This is a genomic window from Candidatus Chlorohelix allophototropha (genome assembly GCF_030389965.1).
GTDB lineage: Bacteria > Chloroflexota > Chloroflexia > Chloroheliales > Chloroheliaceae > Chlorohelix > Chlorohelix allophototropha.
This window is the reverse complement of sequence record NZ_CP128400.1, coordinates 1,601,732-1,619,054: the sequence shown is the minus strand read 5'-3', so window position 1 is coordinate 1,619,054 and position 17,323 is coordinate 1,601,732. Positions and strand designations below refer to the sequence as shown.

General features: G+C 49.5%; 14 protein-coding genes. 11 read left to right on the top strand and 3 right to left on the bottom strand.

Annotated features, from left to right (window positions below; all coding sequences use genetic code 11):
* Positions 1-6: 6 nt before the first annotated feature.
* Positions 7-771 carry an enoyl-ACP reductase FabI gene (locus OZ401_RS19500; protein ID WP_341471842.1) on the bottom strand — a complete coding sequence of 255 codons (765 nt, stop codon included), beginning with the start codon at positions 769-771 and terminating at the stop codon, positions 7-9.
* A 226-nt stretch (positions 772-997) separates the two neighbouring features.
* Here OZ401_RS19500 and OZ401_RS19495 point away from each other — a divergent pair, with 226 nt between their 5' ends.
* Positions 998-3,133, top strand: coding sequence for an N-acetylmuramoyl-L-alanine amidase (locus tag OZ401_RS19495; RefSeq protein ID WP_341470190.1), 2,136 nt, complete (start codon positions 998-1,000; stop codon positions 3,131-3,133).
* Between the two features lie 2 nt (positions 3,134-3,135).
* Here OZ401_RS19495 and OZ401_RS19490 read toward each other — a convergent pair whose 3' ends face one another.
* Positions 3,136-4,860, bottom strand: coding sequence for an alpha/beta fold hydrolase (locus OZ401_RS19490; RefSeq protein WP_341470189.1), 1,725 nt, complete (start codon positions 4,858-4,860; stop codon positions 3,136-3,138).
* A gap of 474 nt (positions 4,861-5,334) precedes the next feature.
* On the opposite strand from OZ401_RS19490, the gene nusA reads away from it, so the two are divergent.
* The 7 genes from nusA to OZ401_RS19455 all read left to right on the top strand — a co-directional run bounded on the left by nusA (position 5,335) and on the right by OZ401_RS19455 (position 13,125).
* Positions 5,335-6,972, top strand: a complete 1,638-nt coding sequence (nusA, locus tag OZ401_RS19485) for a transcription termination factor NusA (protein ID WP_341470188.1) — start codon at positions 5,335-5,337, stop codon at positions 6,970-6,972.
* A gap of 4 nt (positions 6,973-6,976) precedes the next feature.
* A complete protein-coding gene (gene rnpM, locus OZ401_RS19480; RefSeq protein WP_341470187.1) occupies positions 6,977-7,315 on the top strand; it encodes an RNase P modulator RnpM in 339 nt (112 codons plus the stop codon).
* 77 nt (positions 7,316-7,392) lie between these two features.
* Entirely contained in the window at positions 7,393-8,172 is a 780-nt protein-coding gene (locus tag OZ401_RS19475; protein ID WP_341470186.1) for a hypothetical protein, read from the top strand.
* Between the two features lie 155 nt (positions 8,173-8,327).
* Positions 8,328-10,172 (top strand): translation initiation factor IF-2, encoded by a 1,845-nt coding sequence (infB, locus tag OZ401_RS19470; protein WP_341470185.1) that lies wholly within the window; start codon positions 8,328-8,330, stop codon positions 10,170-10,172.
* A 187-nt stretch (positions 10,173-10,359) separates the two neighbouring features.
* Entirely contained in the window at positions 10,360-11,667 is a 1,308-nt protein-coding gene (murA, locus tag OZ401_RS19465) for a UDP-N-acetylglucosamine 1-carboxyvinyltransferase (protein WP_341470184.1), read from the top strand.
* A gap of 433 nt (positions 11,668-12,100) precedes the next feature.
* Entirely contained in the window at positions 12,101-12,586 is a 486-nt protein-coding gene (locus OZ401_RS19460) for a helix-turn-helix domain-containing protein (RefSeq protein ID WP_341470183.1), read from the top strand.
* Between the two features lie 41 nt (positions 12,587-12,627).
* Entirely contained in the window at positions 12,628-13,125 is a 498-nt protein-coding gene (locus tag OZ401_RS19455; RefSeq protein WP_341470182.1) for an ImmA/IrrE family metallo-endopeptidase, read from the top strand.
* Here OZ401_RS19455 and OZ401_RS19450 read toward each other — a convergent pair.
* On the bottom strand, positions 13,122-14,222 hold the full coding sequence (locus OZ401_RS19450; RefSeq protein ID WP_341470181.1) for a Gfo/Idh/MocA family protein: 1,101 nt from the start codon (positions 14,220-14,222) through the stop codon (positions 13,122-13,124). The two genes, OZ401_RS19455 and OZ401_RS19450, sit on opposite strands and share 4 nt — an antisense overlap.
* Positions 14,223-14,357: 135 nt before the next feature.
* Here OZ401_RS19450 and gatC point away from each other — a divergent pair, with 135 nt between their 5' ends.
* The 3 genes from gatC to aroC all read left to right on the top strand — a co-directional run bounded on the left by gatC (position 14,358) and on the right by aroC (position 17,306).
* Positions 14,358-14,654 carry an Asp-tRNA(Asn)/Glu-tRNA(Gln) amidotransferase subunit GatC gene (gene gatC / locus OZ401_RS19445; RefSeq protein WP_341470180.1) on the top strand — a complete coding sequence of 99 codons (297 nt, stop codon included), beginning with the start codon at positions 14,358-14,360 and terminating at the stop codon, positions 14,652-14,654.
* A 92-nt stretch (positions 14,655-14,746) separates the two neighbouring features.
* Complete coding sequence (gatA, locus tag OZ401_RS19440; protein ID WP_341470179.1) at positions 14,747-16,207, top strand: Asp-tRNA(Asn)/Glu-tRNA(Gln) amidotransferase subunit GatA; 1,461 nt, start codon at positions 14,747-14,749, stop codon at positions 16,205-16,207.
* A 22-nt stretch (positions 16,208-16,229) separates the two neighbouring features.
* Positions 16,230-17,306 (top strand): chorismate synthase, encoded by a 1,077-nt coding sequence (aroC, locus tag OZ401_RS19435; protein ID WP_341470178.1) that lies wholly within the window; start codon positions 16,230-16,232, stop codon positions 17,304-17,306.
* Positions 17,307-17,323: the final 17 nt, after the last annotated feature.

The window sequence follows — 17,323 nt, the reverse complement described above, 5'->3', positions numbered from 1 at the left end:
TCCTTTCTATTCGTCCGCCACCATTAGACCTAATAAATGGTAGCCACTATCTACATGGATGACCTCACCAGTTATCCCTCGCGCCATCTCACTGGCAAGGAATACAGCAGTATCACCCACCTCCGCTTGTTCAGTATTACGCTTTAGGGGAGTTATATCTTTAACATAATTCAGCACTTTGCCAAAATCGCGTACACCTGAGGCTGCCAGCGTTTTAATCGGACCAGCACTTATGGCGTTTACACGAATATTTAGACCGCCCAAGTCTTGAGCGCAATAGCGCACCGAGGCTTCCAGCGCCGCTTTAGCGACACCCATCACATTATAATTCTTCACCACTCGCTCTGCACCCAGATAACTGAGGCTGATGATGCTTCCACCGCCTACCGCTTCCATCAAAGGACGCGCCCGTTTGGCAGTGGCAATAAGCGAAAAGCTACTGATGTCTTGCGCCAGCGCATATCCGGCACGACTGGTATTGGTAAAGCTGCCCATCAGGTCTTCGCGATTGGCAAAAGCGAGGCAGTGAACCAGAATATCCAGTTTGCCGCCAAAGTGTGCGCTCACCTTTTCAAAAACCTCATCCAGTTCGGCATCACTCTGCACATCGCAAGGTCCGATAACAGTGGCATGAGGTTGCAGGGTTGCCGCAAGTTGTTCGACATTTTCTCTCAACCGTTCGGTCTGATAAGTCAGAATGATTTCGGCATTAGCCTTTGCAAAAGATTGAGCAATACCCCAAGCAATGCTACGTTTATTGGCAACTCCCATAATCAGAGCTTTTTTCCCCTCAAGCAATGGGTACAAGGCGTTATCTCCTTTAAACAAAATCACCTGTTTTCGCAATGTGTTCTATCGTAACATATTTAGTCGCGTCTGTACAAATAGACATTTAAATCCATTAATAGCCTGCAACCGTGCTATTATCTACCCGTTTAATAAAGTGGTTATACATCACCGGATTCGCTTGTTTTTATATGGGAGGTCTAATTAGAATATGCCCGGGGAATACGGAACTACACTTGGAGCGAGCAGAAGCCGTCGCCGCTTCCTCAAACTGGCGGGAGGCACGGCGCTGGCGGGAGCGGCGGTAGCAATGCTTCCATTGGCGCTGGCACATGCCAAAGCAGCGGCTTCTGATTTCGTAGAAAAAGATAAATTTCCTGCTTCCGGGGAATATATTTCTTCGGTTTTCAATGTAGGTCAAACTTTTAGTGCAGTAGGGGTTTATTGGGAAGTGCGTTCTGGTAGCTCCGCTTTACTTGAATTTCAGGTGCGAGTCAGTAGCGACGGCGCACAATTCAGTGATTGGTTCCACAGTACGCAAGAAAGCGATGACCGCACCGGACCGGCGGGACAATACCCGGCAAATCGCGTCTTTGGCAATCCGGTATTGGCAAGCGGGCAATATGCTCAGTATCGCGTGACTATACCAAACGGAGTCCAGCTTAGTCTAGTTGGGCTATCTTTTCTGGATGGCAGCGCTGCCCCAATATATGGAATGGCACCTCCCACCTTGCCTGATACGCCTAACCAACCCACTATAATTTCACGCACTGCATGGGGCGCAAACGAAAACCTGCGCTTTCAGAACGGAACCGAAATATGGCCCCGCGAGTATGTACCGGTAAAAGCGGTAATCATACATCACAGTGAAACCACTAACACTTACAATGCTGACCCTAGTGTGGATGTGCGCAGTATCTACTATTATCATGCTATTACCAAAGGCTGGGGAGATATCGGCTACAATTACCTAGTTGATTGGAAAGGCAATATTTACGAGGGACGCTATGGTGGCGATAATGTGGTAGCGGGGCATGCTTTACAGTACAATCCCGGTAGCATCGGGATTTGTATGATAGGCAGTTTTACCAGTACACGCCCCACCGATGCGCAACTGGCAGCACTGACCGCATTGCTGATCTGGAAAGCCGATGCCAAGAAAATTGATGCACTCGCACGTATTTTCTTTGTGGATAAGACCATCAATACCATTTGCGGACATCGCGACGTGCTGAATACCTCCTGCCCCGGTCAGGTAGCCTACGATTTGCTGCCAAAGGTTCGTGCCGATGTAGCCGCCAAAGTGATAATTACACCGGCAAAAACTGCCAACTATGGGGCAGAACTGGTGTTCCTTAGATTTTCCCCAACTACTTTGCCGGGAGGACAAAGCCTGCGAATTGATGCTACCATTAAAAATACCGGCGATACGGTACTGGAAACGCAAGGACCAGACCCCGGTTATACCTACGATGAAGCTCAAGATTATGCCGGGCAAGGTTTCCCTAAGATTAGCAACAAGTTTCGGCTGACGGTGGATTTCAGTGACCCTGACAACAAACCCAACCCTTATCGCTGGGGACTGGGTAAAAGCCTGCAACCCGGCGAATCTACCTCAATCTACGGTTACATAAAGCTCAATTCAAACAAAGTAACCGAATATTTCGGGGGTATTGTGCAAGAGTATGTAAAATACCACGCCGAGAATGTGGGGCGGCAGCCTGTTTCAGTAATACCTGCCGGATTTCCCACGCAGCGTGCCACTAGTCGCGCCACCGACTCCAATATTCGCTACTTCAACGAAACCGGGCACAATCTGGGCTATGCCTTCCGCACTTACTGGGAACGCAACGGGGCATTGCCGATTTTTGGTTACCCACTTACCGAAGAGTTTAAAGAGGTGTCGCCAACCGACAATAAAGTTTATACCGTGCAGTATTTCGAACGCAATCGCTTTGAATATCACCCGGAAAATAAGGGTACACCCTTCGAGGTGTTATTGGGCTTGCTAGGCGTACAACTGACAGTAGAGCGCAAGTTCCCTAAAGGCGATCCCTTTAAAAGCACTACCGATCGTTGGTATTTTCCTGAAACCGGATATAGCTTGGGCGGGTCGTTCTTGCGCTATTGGCTCAATAACGGGGGCTTAGGCATATTCGGCTACCCTATCAGCGATGAGTTTGCAGAGAAAAACCCGGATGACGGCAAAACCTACACGGTGCAATACTTCCAGCGCAATCGCTTTGAGTACCACCCTGAGTTTGCCAATACTAAATCCGAGGTATTACTGGGCTTGCTAGGCAAAGATGTATTGCGACGGCGTGGTTGGTTGCAACCCGGTTTGTAGCGTTATACAACCGGGAAGAAACAGGCGATTACCCAAGCAAAAATCAAGGTTTGCAATACCGCGTTGGTTACAAAATCGTGCATAAGCCAGAAGAGCCACAACGATACCAACCCGAATACTGCAAACAGCAAAAACAGCACAGGTAAAATAATTATCAGAAATCCCAATTGGGTGGGGCTGAGCATAACTGCCCCGAACAATACTGCAAACAGCCCGATTTTGCTACCGAGTCCGAGAAAATAGCCGCGCCATGTGGGCATACGCCGGAAGATACATTCATCTGCCAGAAAATAGGGCAACAAGCACAATACCAGCCCAATAAAAGGAATTATTCTGGCAGGGCTGAATTGGAGACTTTCCCAGCTATTCGCCGAAAACCAGCCGAGCGTAAAATAAACCAGCGCAAATAGACCAGCCGGAAGAAGCACCCACACAGTCAGTTTGGTCAGTATCACCCCGCCCCAGTAGCGGGAATAATCCTCGAAACGCGCCCCGAAACGCTGGCGGTTTTGATACCAGCGCAACCAGCCTAATACCAACAGCCCGGTTACAAGGAAAAAACCTGCTAGATAACTACCTAATTGCAATCCCAATAATTGGGGCGGTGGTTTAACCGGAGTCCATAGGAGCGCGGCAATAACCTCAGCCAGCAGCAATATCCCTGCCATCAGTAAACTTTGCGAGGTGGTAGGTGGTAAAGGGATACGACTCAAAACGGCACGTAGTTTGAAAACATCTACCAGCAACGAAGATACCGGATAGATTAAACATACAGCGAAAATAATCCCAACGATAGTCCAGCGTAGCCGGAAGCCCGCCCCGTTCTGATCATCCAAAATGGCAGCGCGCACCGCCTTTCCATCGCTCTTAAAGAGGGTGCGATCTAGCCAGCTATTCACTTCAGACAACGTATCGGCGGTATAAAGAATCGTAATATGGTTAGTACCTGACAGCACCCGTACGCGCTTTGCCGTACCATCCAATGGATCGCCCTGTTCTGCCCCTTCAACTTTTCGTGCTTCCGTTGGGTAATCGCTATCTGAGGGCATTCCGGTGCTGAGGGCATAAACTTTTTTGGCTTCGTCCAATGATTGGCTAATATCGCCATCGCCCACCAGCACCAACAGATTTTTATAACCTAGTTCGGGGTAATCAGGCATACGCGCAGGTGAAAGCAGGATGGTAGCGGCAAAATTATTCTCACGAGCAGAGAGGCGCGCCACAACCCCTGTTCCCATCGAGTGCCCAAGCAGCGCCACCGGAGCATCAGGATAAGTGCGGCGGGTGTACTGGTAGAGGGAGTTCAACGCCTTTACTAATTGATCATTCTGCTGATCACTGGCTAGATCGCCGGAAAAACGCTCTGGAGAAAGACCATGACCGGGGAAATCAAGTAATAGCACCCTCAAATTCAGGCGCAGCGCGCTTTCCACTCCAATTGCCTGCATGGTTTCTTTATTGGCAGAATAGCCATGCGCCACTAATAATACCGGACTATTATCCGTAGCATTGATAGGGGAAATCTCCATTACACTAACCGGAGGTGTGCCCGTTTCGTGCAAAATGAAGGTTTTTCTGAGTAGAGTTGTTTCGTACTGTTGTATTTCCCAGAATGCCAGCGCGAGACCCAAACTGAACAACAGTAGTAATACAAGTGCGTATAAAATCCGTTGCCCGCGTCTGCGCATAATACCGCTGCTCGAAACCGTTTCCGCCAGACCAGCCATAGTAAATCATCCTATTTTGAACTAACATGGTGGCGACTTTAATTATTTGCAGTATATCACAATTGCTATCTTCAAGTTCAGAATAACTATTTACCGCTTAATATTTTTCTCATAATTCGATTGGTTTGGCTGTCTTCTGCAAGTAATTTGGGCAATTTCATAAGAACATTACGCCATTTCCAAACTATTGCAAAGGGATGAGCGTGGTGGTATAATTTAGCCTGAATAGAAGTCTAACTAAAGGTGGGCTTTTGCTAACCCGCTTTTTTATTGTTAGCTAACTTTTGACTATCGAGGACTGTTTGAAATGCGTATTAACGATTAAGATAATGCTGCTCCCGTCCCGCTTTAAGCAGCGGTTGCGGTGAGTTTGAAAGTCAAGCTAGTTCGTTCCCGATAGCCCACCCTGATTTTCAGGTTTGGGCTGTTATTTTGAAAAGACTAAAAATTGAATATGGACAAGGAGCTTCGAGTATGAAAAGCGATTTTAGAGCAGCTATAGCCCAGATAGCGGCAGATAGAGGTCTCTCTAAAGAGATCGTAGTTGGTATTCTGGAGAATGCGCTCAAAGCCGCTTACAAAAGAGTAAATAATGCCGCCGCATCCCAGAATATCCGGGTAGATTTGAGCAGCGGTGATGTGCGCGTTTTTATCCAGCGCAACATCGTGGAAGAGGTGGAGGATGACCGCCTCGAAATTGGTATTAATGAAGTGCGCGGCTTAAACTCACGTACCAACCTTAAGGTAGGCGATATTTACGAAGTAGATGATACGCCCAAAGATTTCGGGCGCATTGCTGCTCAAACCACCAAGCAAGTGTTATTGCAGGGCTTCCGAGAAGCGGAGCGCGATCATATATATGAAACTTTTGCCGATCGTGAAGGCGATATTGTAAACGGAACTATCCAGCGGGTTGATGCGAAGGGTATTACTATCGAACTCGAACCACGCGCCGAAGCCTTGATGCCACCTTCAGAGCAAGTTCCCACCGAGCGTTATCGCGTTTCTCAGCGCATAAAGGTCTTTCTGGTTGAGGTGCAAAAGAACCATCGTGGCGCACAATTGATTGTCTCACGCACACACCGCAACCTATTGCGTCGTCTTTTTGAAATCGAAGTGCCGGAAATTTTTAATGGAACTGTAGAAATTAAATCCATTGCCCGTGAACCGGGTTTACGCTCTAAAGTAGCGGTCGCCGCTCGTCAAGAAGGAGTTGACCCGGTAGGTAGTTGCGTAGGTATGCGGGGCGTACGTATCCAAAACATTGTGAACGAGCTTTACGGCGAGAAAATAGATGTTTTACCGTGGGATACCGATATGTCAAAGTATATTGCTAACGCGCTAAGCCCTGCTCAGGTTGTACGTGTTGACCTTGATGAGGATGAAAAAAGCGCTTTGGTACTGGTTCCACAGAACCAGCTATCCCTAGCAATCGGTAAAGAAGGACAAAACGCACGCCTTGCCGCAAAATTAACCGGATGGCGTATTGATATTAAGCCCGTCACAGCCGCATCAGCCGCTGCCAGTGGTAGCTATTCTCGTGGCAGCCTTGAAGATGACGACTTTGCGAAACTAGCGCGGGCTGCGCTCAGCCGCGAAGAACAACGTATGGAAAACAATATGGCGAATTCGTTCGCCAGAGCCGCTGCTGCTGCCGGTATTAGCTTCAACGCTGAGGAAGTCGAAGATGAGAGCTTGGCAAAACCTTCCGGTGGGGAAGCTCGCAAGGTGCGCAAGGATGGTACTTTCACGTACAATGGGGTGACTTTAGGACCGTTGGCACCACAATTTGCTAACCAGAATGTAACTTTGTTCGATAACGGGCAACGCTTACTGGTAATGTTTGGTGATGAACTGGTACGAGCCTTCCGCGCTGAAGAGTATAACGGCGGTATTCCGGAAGAAGAAGGCGATGAGGATATTACCGATTCAGATTTAGAGCGTGAGACCCGCAAGGTGCGCAAAGATCGCATGGTGGTATTCCGTAACGAGACCTACGGACCATTATCAGAAGAATATGTAGGTCAGCAAGTTGAATTGGAAGTAAATGGCGACCATCTTGACATATTTTTTGACGGTGAACTAATTGATAGTTTCAAGGTAAACGGATAGTTCTATGGTAATAAGCGCAGCACCCTCTAAAGGGAAAAAACCAAAAGGGCCACGCCCCAAACATGTGCCGCAGCGTACTTGTATTGCCTGTCGTAGCACCGATGCCAAACGTGGTTTCACTCGGTTAGTACGTACCCCGGAAGGTAAGGTAGAAATTGATCCTACCGGAAAAAAAGCGGGGCGCGGCGCTTATCTTTGCAGCGTTAGTGAATGCTGGAAAAAAGGGTTGGAAAAGAAGGCTGTGGAAAACGCCCTTAAAGTTACTATAGACCTTGAAACACGCCAGCATCTAGGAGAATTCGGTGAGGCTTTGCCTGAAAGGAGCGCAGTCGAGGTGGAGTAGATAAAATGGGGTCAGGCAAAATATAGGAGGAAATTTAAACTAAATGTCAAATAGGGATAATAGCGAAAACGAATCAGGTGGGTCCAACAGCCAGTCTAATAATCCGGCGCCCCCCAGATCCAGCGGCGGTGGAGAAAGACCTCCCACCGAAGGTGGCGACGGTAGTGGTGGTAGACCTCCCGGTGAAGGCGACAGTAGCACTAACAGACCCCCAAGTGGGGAAGGCAGCGGCTACAGTAGCGGTGGTGACAGACCTTCCGGTGGTGGTAGCGGCGGCGGCAACTACGGTGGCGGCAGACCTCCCAGTAGCGGCAACTACGGCGGCGGTGGTAACAGACCCCCAAGTGGCGGCGGTTATAGCGGCGGCGGTGGTAACAGACCCCCAAGTGGCGGCGGTTATAGCGGCGGCGGTGGTAACAGACCCCCAAGTGGCGGCGGTTATAGCGGCGGCGGTGGTAACAGACCCCCAAGTGGCGGCGGTTATAGCGGCGGCGGTGGTAACAGACCCCCAAGTGGTGGCGGTGGTTACAGCGGCGGTGGCGGTGGTGGCAGACCCCCAAGTGGTGGCGGCGGTTACAGCGGCGGCGGCGGTGGTAACAGACCCCCAAGTGGTGGCGGCGGTTACAGCGGCGGTGGCGGTGGTGGCAGACCCCCAAGTGGTGGCGGCGGTTACAGCGGCGGCGGCGGCGGTGGCAGACCCCCAAGTGGTGGCGGCGGTTACAGCGGCGGTGGCGGTGGTGGCAGACCCCCAAGTGGTGGCGGCGGTTACAGCGGTGGCGGTGGTAGACCCGGTCCCGGTGGTAGTCCCGGTGGCAGACCCGGTCCCAGCGGTGGTCCCGGTGGTAGAGGACCTGTAGCACCTCCAGCCTTTGAACCAAGCCGAGGTGACCGTCGAACAACTGACCGGGAGCGTGACCAAGCTCGCGAAAAAGCGCGTGAAACCCAATTAGAACGTGATGGTAGCGGCGCACGACGTGGCAGTAAAGAAGCAGACCGTGGAGCTAGGTTTGGTGTGGGCGGAAGAGCCGGCGTAATGAACGCTACAACTGCGCCTAAACAATCCAGAACCGGTATTCGCCGTATGGTAGAAATCTATGAACTTCCTCCTACCCTGACCGTAAAAGAATTAGCTGATGAATTGGGTGTAGGACCTAGCGACATCATACGTGAGCTTATTAAAAACGGCGTTATGGCGAGCATCAATCAGGTGATTGATTATGATACCGCCGCGATTGTATCAGGCGAACTTGGCTTTGAAACCCGTGAAGTTGTGCCGATTAAGGATGACTCCCAAGAACTGCATATTCCTACCAAGGACGAGATAACGCAAGACCCTGAAGCCGAATTGCGTCCGCCGGTGGTAACAATCATGGGTCACGTTGATCACGGTAAAACCAAATTGCTCGATGCAATACGTTCTACCAACGTAGCGGCAGGTGAAGCCGGTGGTATTACTCAACATATCGGTGCGTACCAAGTTGAAATTAACGGTAAAAAAATCACCTTCTTGGATACTCCCGGTCACGAAGCCTTTACCCAAATGCGCGCACGTGGTGCTCAGGTTACCGACATTGCCATTCTGGTAGTAGCGGCGGACGACGGTGTGATGCCACAAACGTTAGAAGCATTAAGCCATGCTAAAGCGGCAGGTGTTTCGATTATTGTTGCTATAAACAAAATTGACCGTGAAGGCGCAAATATCGATCGGGTAATGAGCCAGTTGAACGAAGCTGGGTTAATACCGGAAGAATGGGGCGGTGAAACGCCTTTCGTAAAGGTATCTGCTAAAAATAAAATCGGTATCGACGACCTGCTTGAAATGATTTTGATTGTATCTGAATTGGCGGAATGGAAAGCAAATCCCAATAAAGATGCCATTGGAACGATTATCGAAGCAGAGTTGGACAAAAATCGTGGACCTATCGCTACCGTCCTAGTGCAAAACGGAACCCTCAACGTTAAAGATTACGTGGTAGTAGGGACTGTAATGGGTCGCGTCAAGGCATTGATGGATGACAAAGGTCGCCGCATAAAACGCGCCGAGCCAAGTACCCCTGCCGAGATTCTAGGGCTGGAAGGTGTTCCTATCGCGGGCGATATTCTAATAGCAGTGGGCGATGAAAAGACTGCCCGTGATTTGGTAGAGATGCGTTCTCGTGAGAAATCGCAGGAGAGCCAAGAAGCCACGCAGGCTATTACCTTGGATGATCTATTCAGTCAGATTCAAGCAGGTAAAGTCAAGGAACTGCGCGTCATTCTCAAAGCAGACGTGCAAGGTTCGGTTGAAGCTATTCGAACATCGCTGGAAAAACTTTCCAACGAGAAGGTCAAAATTAAAATCCTGTTCTCCGGTACAGGCGCAATCACAGAGTCGGACGTTATGTTAGCAGCAGCAGACCGCAGCGCTATCATTATCGGCTTCAATGTGCGCCCTGACGTGGCAGCCAAGCGTGCCTCCGATAAATCCAAAGTGGACATCCGCTTCTACAACATCATTTACAACTTGATTGATGAAGTGAAGCTGGCAATGGAGGGTATGCTCGAACCAACCTTCCAAGATGTCACCGATGGTTATGCCGAAGTGCGTCAGGTCTTTAAAGTTGGCAAGAGCGATGCTTTCGCCGGTTTGTTTGTCACCGATGGCAAATTGTTACGAGGCGACAAAGTACGGGTATTGCGCAATGGTACTGTTATGTATGATGGCGGCGTATCTTCACTCAAACGCTTCAAGGACGACGTGCGAGAAGTGGCAGCAGGCTACGAATGTGGTATCGGTCTAGAAGATTTCAACGACTTCCAAGAAGGTGACTCTTTGGAGTTCTACCACAAAGAGCAGGTCAAAACCCTACTCAATTAAGCCAATAGTGGCGAGGTTTGCCCCTCTTCTGATAGAAAAAAATCCTCTAGCTACTGGGTTAGAGGATTTTTTGTTTTAGCATATTATTTATTTATGGTAAAATGGCAACTAAGCTGAATAGAAGCTAACGCGCGTTTTTCCTGAGTCACTATAAGTGAGGAATGCGTCGACATTAAAAAGAGGTGTCATGAGTTATTACGTAATAGAAGGTGGTAAGCCACTCAAGGGGCGTGTGCGGGTAGCCGGTGCTAAAAACGCCGCTACTAAACAGATTGTAGCAAGTCTCTTGACGGGAGAAGATGTAGTATTAAGCAATGTTCCGCGTATCGGTGATACCGATGTAACTCTCAATGTGTGTAAAAGCATCGGCTTGAACTATAAATGGCAAGATACTACTACCCTGAAACTGTCCACCCCCAAAATACTAACCCCCGAAGTTCCTCTTGCCTTTAGCGGCATTAACCGCATCCCCATACTATTATTAGGCCCATTACTGCATCGCTACGGCAAAGCGATAATTCCGATGTTGGGTGGCTGCGATATTGGGGAGCGACCGGTGGATTTTCACGTACAGGCATTGGAAAAACTTGGGGCGCAAATCGTTTACCAAGAAGGACGCTATTACGCTGTTGCCGATAAATTGCACGGCACGATGATAGAATTGCCCTATCCAAGTGTAGGAGCAACCGAAAACATTTTGCTCAGTAGCGTATTGGCGCAAGGACGAACTGTAATTAAAAATGCTGCCATTGAACCGGAAGTGATTGATCTGGTAATGATGCTCCAGAAAATGGGCGCAATTATCTTCGTGGATACTGATCGCACCATCGAAATCGAGGGTGTAGATGAATTATATGGGGCGGCACACACCGTCATCAACGATCGCATCGAAGCCGCCAGTTTCGCAGTAGCGGGTGTCATAACCGGAGGCGATGTAATTGTGGAAGGAGCAGAGCAACACCACATGCTCACCTTCCTTAACAAATTACGGCAAATAGGGGCAAACTTTGAAGTATTAGATAAAGGAATTCGCTTTTACCATCCTGGTGGTGCGCTCAAACCGATTGCGCTCGAAACCGATGTGCATCCCGGCTTCATGACCGACTGGCAGCAGCCATTGGTAATGTTGATGACCCAAATTGAAGGACTTTCGGTAGTGCATGAAACCGTTTATGAAAAACGCTTTGGCTACACCGAAGACCTGAAGCGGATGGGGGCAGAAATTCAGCTTTACAAAACCTGCCTTGGAGAAAAATCGTGTCGCTTTAAAAGTCTCGATCACGCCCATAGCTGTGTGATAAAAGGCTCTACACCCTTGCACGCCGCCGATATTACTATCCCTGACCTTCGCGCCGGATTCAGTTACCTGATTGCAGCAGCAGTGGCAAAGGGCGTGTCAAAAGTGCGTGGTATCCAGTATGTAGAGCGAGGCTATTCTAACATCCTGAACAAATTCCAATCGCTGGATGCTAATATGCGTCTGGTAGAAGAATAAAAATCTATTAGCAATTCAGGCAGGGCGATTCAGAAAGCTCACATTTTCGCATACATACACATAAGTATTCCCACAGGGTAAGTGCTTACTCTTTAGGTTTAACTTTTACACAACCAATCTCGGCGTAAGCGAATCCAACGAGCGATTTCAGTGGGGTTAGTTTCACCTACCATTTTAGGCAAAGTTAGAACGATACAAGCGCGGTAGAACCGCCCTTTTTACCGTGCTTATCTGTGACTTTTTCCAGAGCAGCACACCTAGATTTGTTATTTTCTGAATCGTTCTGTTGGAAATGCGAACATTATTGCTAATTCTATAAGTTTGTTGCTACAATAAAAAAGTTCGATGTATTGAAGGGTGAAACCGACTCAAGGTCACTTCGTTAATTACCATGAGGTGAATCATTCCGCCCGCAGAAAGGAAAGTAGCACAAATGTCGCCACAATATTTCCCCAATATTGAAATGACTAACGAAGAACGAAAAGAAGCGATTTCCCAGTTGATTCAAGATTATCTGACGCGAGAAGGACGCGGCATAGGTTGGCTGGCGCAACAAGTAAACGTGCATCGCACCACCCTATCGCGCATACTGCACCGGAAAGTATTGGCAGACGCTGCCACATACCGAGCGTTAGCACAAACCATCGGGTTGTCCTCTGAAAGATTACTGACGTTGGCGGGTTATTTGCCGGAAGATGGCGACGAACTGCCAGAACTGGACGACCCGGAGTTGGGCTTCTATCTCAGCCAGATCGGTAAAATGCCCTACAAGACCCGTGAAATCGTTAAAACCATTCTACGCGAAGAATATCGCCAATTGCGAAATCATAGAGAAGGGGGTGTAGAAGATACCACAGAAAGACCTCACTTCGCCAAAAGTTGCAATATAAATGCACCTAACCGCATAATAGTAGTCTGAACAGCCCGGTCACGCCAGAGGGCATTTGGGGGTAAGAGCAAATGCAATGGTTCGATAGTTTTAATCCGCAATTTCCAACCGAAAAAGCCGCACGGCTGTCATTGAATTTGATAGAACACTTTGAGTTGCACCGCGAACCCACCGAAGCAATTGATACTAGCCCGCTTCTTAATAAATTTGATCTGCGCTTCATGGAACTGCCCGAATCCACCTGTGGTTTTACTCTCGATGTAGAGCGCAAAATCATTATCGCGCTCAACCATAGCCTAACAACCGAATTGACTCGCTATGTAGCGATGCACGAAGTTGGGCATGTGGCATGCTGGCATCCCAACCAGTTAAATGCCTGCGAAGAAGGACGCTTCGTTTATAATCAGCTTGAGACAGAAGCCACCACTGTAGCAGCTTATCTACTCGTTCCGGAAGCGGCGGTCTTACGCCCGGTGTTGCCCATCCTCAAAGCAATAGCTAACCACTACGCTGTACCACCCGAATTGGTGCGTATTCGCCGCCACTTGTACCTCAAACACGATTTCTAAAGCAGCTTAACGGCGCGTTCTTCCGCAGAATCGAGCGCAGCGCACATCAATTCAAGGTCGTGTAGGCACTCGGTGGGAGAAGCCAGCACCGGCTTACCAAAGCGAATCGCTTCATAAAAGTTCAGGAATTCTTCATAATAGCTGCTGGTCTCAGCCGCCCAATATTGTGCCTCTTTAAATCCGGTAGGCTGCCACGCATCAAAAGCTTGCAATAGCAAACGCGCATCGTTTTTCTTGGAAAGCTGGATTTGCCCCTGCGTCCCGTAAATAATACAATCCGGTTGGTCGCGGGGTGGCAACAGATTAGGGCTTGCGCCGGTATAAATCATGTTGCCGAGCGTACCACTGCGAAAGCGCAGATTTATTGAAATCGTATCGGGCGAACTGGTGGCGGTTTTGTGCATATGACGGGCAAAAGCATGCACCTGTTCCACCTCTCCCGCCAGCCGCCGCAACATTGCAATATAGTGAATACCACCATCCATTAAAATACCGCCTCGATACTGATTATCAATCCGCCAAGCGGTAGCGGCATAGCCCTGACTGGTATCCATTCGCACAAAGTTTTGAGCGGTAATTATCACTACCTCTCCTAGTAACTTTTCTTCAAACGCCCAACGCCGCGCTATTGCCAATTCAGGGCGATAGTGGTAATTCTCGGCAATCTCAATTGCCAACCCTTTGGTGGCGGCAAGGCTCTCCAGAACCGGAGCAAGCTTGCGCCCTTGCGCCAAATTGGAAGCAAGCGGCTTTTCGCAGATGAGATGCTTACCCGCCAGCGCGGCATCCTGCATCACCTCGGCATTAAGATGAATCGGCAGCGAAATCAACACCGCCTCAACCTCGTTATCCTGTAACAATTCGCGATAACCGGAATAGGTGCGGATTTCACTTTCTTCACCAAAATTGGCTTTGTTCAAATCAGCCGCCAAGCGGGTTGATTCGGAGAGGGTTTCCGGTGCAATATCGCAAACGGCGGTAATTCTGAAATACCCCTTAAGCGCAGTTAGGGCTGGCAGATGCAAGCGTTTGAAAGCCAGCCCCGCCCCAATCAAGCCTAGCTTAACAGGTGCGCTGTATTCTTCTGTTTGCGCCATTTTATCTCCTGTATATTATGTAAACTTGTAACTAAGAACGTGATGTTTCAATTATATACTTTTTGCAAGCGGTTATAGGGGGTGTTATAATCTGGCAGATTAAAATTCTTGAATATCCAGCACAGGAGTTAGCCAATGAAGTTATCCCTCGAACAAATAGAAAACGTGGCGCACCTGGCGCGGTTACAACTTACCGAAGCCGAAAAAGAGAAAATGCGCGAAGAGCTTGCGCCGATTCTTACCTATTTTGAAATTCTAAAAGAGTTAGATACTGACCAAATCTCGCCTACCGCTCAGGTAATTGCGGTGCAAAACTTGATGCGCCCCGACGAAGTGCGCGAATCCGCCTCAATCTCGGAAGTGCTGTCGAATGCACCGATGCGCGAGGCAGATTTCTTCCGCATTAGGGCTGTTTTTACCGAAGAAGAGTAATTTAAACCCTTCAAAGTAGAAGGGGCAATAGACATAGCCGTTATTCCAGCTTATTAAAAAGAACATCAGGCTAAACGGAAATCGAGATAAAAATGGAATTGCATTCTTTGAACATAACCGAAGCCGCCGCACTCCTTCGCAAAAAGGAAATTACCAGCCGCGAGCTTACTACCGCCGTTATCAAGCGTATAGAAGAAGTGGATGGTCGGGTCAAAGCCTTTATGACCTTGACCCCGGAATTGGCGTTGCAACAGGCTGATGCCGCCGATAAAATCTTGCAAAATGGCGCGAAGGATGCCAATCCATTGCTGGGCATTCCTATGAGCTTGAAAGATGTGCTAAGTACCAAAGGAATACGCACTGCTTGCGGCAGCAAAATCCTAGAAAATTATGTGCCGATTTACGATGCAACCGTTGCCCGCAAACTCTACGAATCGGGCGCGGTTATGCTTGGCAAGAACAATATGGACGAGTTTGCAATGGGCAGCAGCACCGAAAACAGCAGCTATTTCCCCACCCGCAACCCGTGGAATCTTGATACCGTACCGGGCGGTAGTAGCGGTGGTAGCAGCGCCTCGGTAGCAGCGGGGGAAGGCTTCTTTAGTGTGGGTTCGGATACAGGTGGTAGCATCCGCCAACCGGCAGCCTTATGCGGTGTGGTAGGCTTAAAACCTACTTATGGGCGCGTTTCCCGCTATGGTCTGATTGCTTTTGCCAGTTCACTGGATCAACTTGGTCCGTTTACCCGCAGCGTTGCCGATGCCGCGCTGGTAATGAATGTGATTGCCGGGCATGACCCAAAGGATAGCACCTCGATTAATGCGCCTGTGCCGGATTACACCAAAGCGCTTGTGCCAAACCTCAACGGCATGAAACTTGCGCTGCCTCGCGAATACTTTATCGGGGGAGTTGAACCGGGTGTAGAGCAAGCGGTACTCGCCGCAGTGGAAAAGATGAAAGAGTTGGGCGCAACAGTGGAAGAAGTTTCGATGCCACATACTAAGTACGCCATCAGCACTTACTACATCATCGCTCCGGCAGAAGCCAGTGCAAACCTCGCCCGTTATGATGGTATCAAGTACGGCTACAGCGACCCGGCAGCAGTTGAAATGTGGGACGGCTATTTCAAAACACGCGGTCACGGCTTCGGACCTGAAGTAAAGCGGCGCATCATGATTGGCACTTACGCCCTAAGTAGCGGCTATTACGATGCCTACTACTTGAAAGCTCAGAAAGTGCGTACCCTCATTCGAGGTGATTTTGACAAGGTGTTCGAAAAGTTTGACGCGATAATCGCTCCGACTTCGCCCTCAGTCGCCTTCAAAATCGGCGACAAGGTTTCCGACCCGTTGGCAATGTACCTAAACGATATTTTCACCATCCCGGCGAATATGGCGGGTACGCCCGGCATGTCTATTCCTTGCGGTTTCAGCAACGGGCTACCGGTGGGGTTACAAATTCTCGGACCGGTGCTAGGCGAAGAGAAAGTTTTTAGAGTCGCGCATGCCTACGAACAGGCTACCGAATGGTATAAACAACATCCGGCGCTTTAATTAAGAAAAAGGTTTTAAATAAATGGCAGGCAGTACATTTGGTAAAGCGTTTAGCATCACCACTTGGGGCGAATCTCACGGGGCAGGGGTGGGCGTGGTGGTGGACGGTTGCCCGGCAGGACTGGAAATAAACGCGGAAGAGATTCAAAGCGAATTGAACCGACGCAAAACCGGGCAGAGCCAGATGACCACCCCACGTCAGGAAAAAGACCTGATTCAGATTATGTCGGGCGTATTCGAGGGCAAAACTACCGGAACGCCCATTTCGATGCTGGTTTATAACGAGGATGCGGACAGCAGCAAATATGACGAAATCAAGGATAAGTTCCGTCCCGGTCACGCCGATTTCAGCTATCTTGCCAAATACGGCGTGCGCGACCATCGTGGAGGTGGACGCAGCAGCGCACGCGAAACGGTTGGGCGAGTGGCAGCGGGCGCAATTGCCCGGAAGTTGTTGGCGCATTATGGCGTTAAAGTGGTTGCCTACACCAAAGAACTTGGCGGCATCGTAGCGCAGAAAATTGATTTCGATGAGATTGAGCGCAATTTGGTGCGCTGCCCTGACCCTGATGTTGCGCCCCAAATGGTAGAAATAGTGTTACAGGCTAAGAAAGAGCTTGACTCGCTTGGCGGCGTGGCGGAAGTCGTGGCAATCGGCGTGCCTCCCGGTCTGGGCGAACCCGTTTTCGATAAGCTCGATGCAGAAATCGCCAAAGCAATGCTCAGTATCCCCGCTATCAAAGGGATCGAGTTCGGCGCAGGCTTTGCGTTGGCACGAATGCACGGTTCACAATCGAATGACCCGTTTATCAACGTGGGCGGGAAAATCGGCACGATAGAAAACAAGGCGGGCGGTATTCTCGGCGGGATAAGCACCGGAGAGGATATTCTGGTAAGGTTGGCGGTGAAACCCACCTCCTCCATTGCCCGACAGCAGAATACGGTAAACACCGAGGGAGAAGCAACCACCATCGAGGTACGCGGAAGGCACGACCCAACTATCATTGTACGCGCCATTCCGGTTATCGAAGCGATGCTGTGCCTGACATTGGCAGACCATTTGATGCGTCAACGGTTAGCGCGGCTTGAATTCAATTAGTAGGAAGTACAAGGTCG

What these genes read in the sequence shown, in the direction of transcription:
- gatC (WP_341470180.1), top strand. Translation starts at nt 14,358, where the DNA reads ATGAAGTTATCCCTCGAACAAATAGAAAACGTGGCGCACCTGGCGCGG.
- aroC (WP_341470178.1), top strand. Translation starts at nt 16,230, where the DNA reads ATGGCAGGCAGTACATTTGGTAAAGCGTTTAGCATCACCACTTGGGGC.
- OZ401_RS19500 (WP_341471842.1), bottom strand. Translation starts at nt 771, where the DNA reads ATGGGAGTTGCCAATAAACGTAGCATTGCTTGGGGTATTGCTCAATCT.
- OZ401_RS19455 (WP_341470182.1), top strand. Translation starts at nt 12,628, where the DNA reads ATGCAATGGTTCGATAGTTTTAATCCGCAATTTCCAACCGAAAAAGCC.
- OZ401_RS19450 (WP_341470181.1), bottom strand. Translation starts at nt 14,222, where the DNA reads ATGGCGCAAACAGAAGAATACAGCGCACCTGTTAAGCTAGGCTTGATT.
- OZ401_RS19460 (WP_341470183.1), top strand. Translation starts at nt 12,101, where the DNA reads ATGTCGCCACAATATTTCCCCAATATTGAAATGACTAACGAAGAACGA.
- OZ401_RS19495 (WP_341470190.1), top strand. Translation starts at nt 998, where the DNA reads ATGCCCGGGGAATACGGAACTACACTTGGAGCGAGCAGAAGCCGTCGC.
- rnpM (WP_341470187.1), top strand. Translation starts at nt 6,977, where the DNA reads ATGGTAATAAGCGCAGCACCCTCTAAAGGGAAAAAACCAAAAGGGCCA.
- nusA (WP_341470188.1), top strand. Translation starts at nt 5,335, where the DNA reads ATGAAAAGCGATTTTAGAGCAGCTATAGCCCAGATAGCGGCAGATAGA.
- OZ401_RS19490 (WP_341470189.1), bottom strand. Translation starts at nt 4,860, where the DNA reads ATGGCTGGTCTGGCGGAAACGGTTTCGAGCAGCGGTATTATGCGCAGA.
- murA (WP_341470184.1), top strand. Translation starts at nt 10,360, where the DNA reads ATGAGTTATTACGTAATAGAAGGTGGTAAGCCACTCAAGGGGCGTGTG.
- gatA (WP_341470179.1), top strand. Translation starts at nt 14,747, where the DNA reads ATGGAATTGCATTCTTTGAACATAACCGAAGCCGCCGCACTCCTTCGC.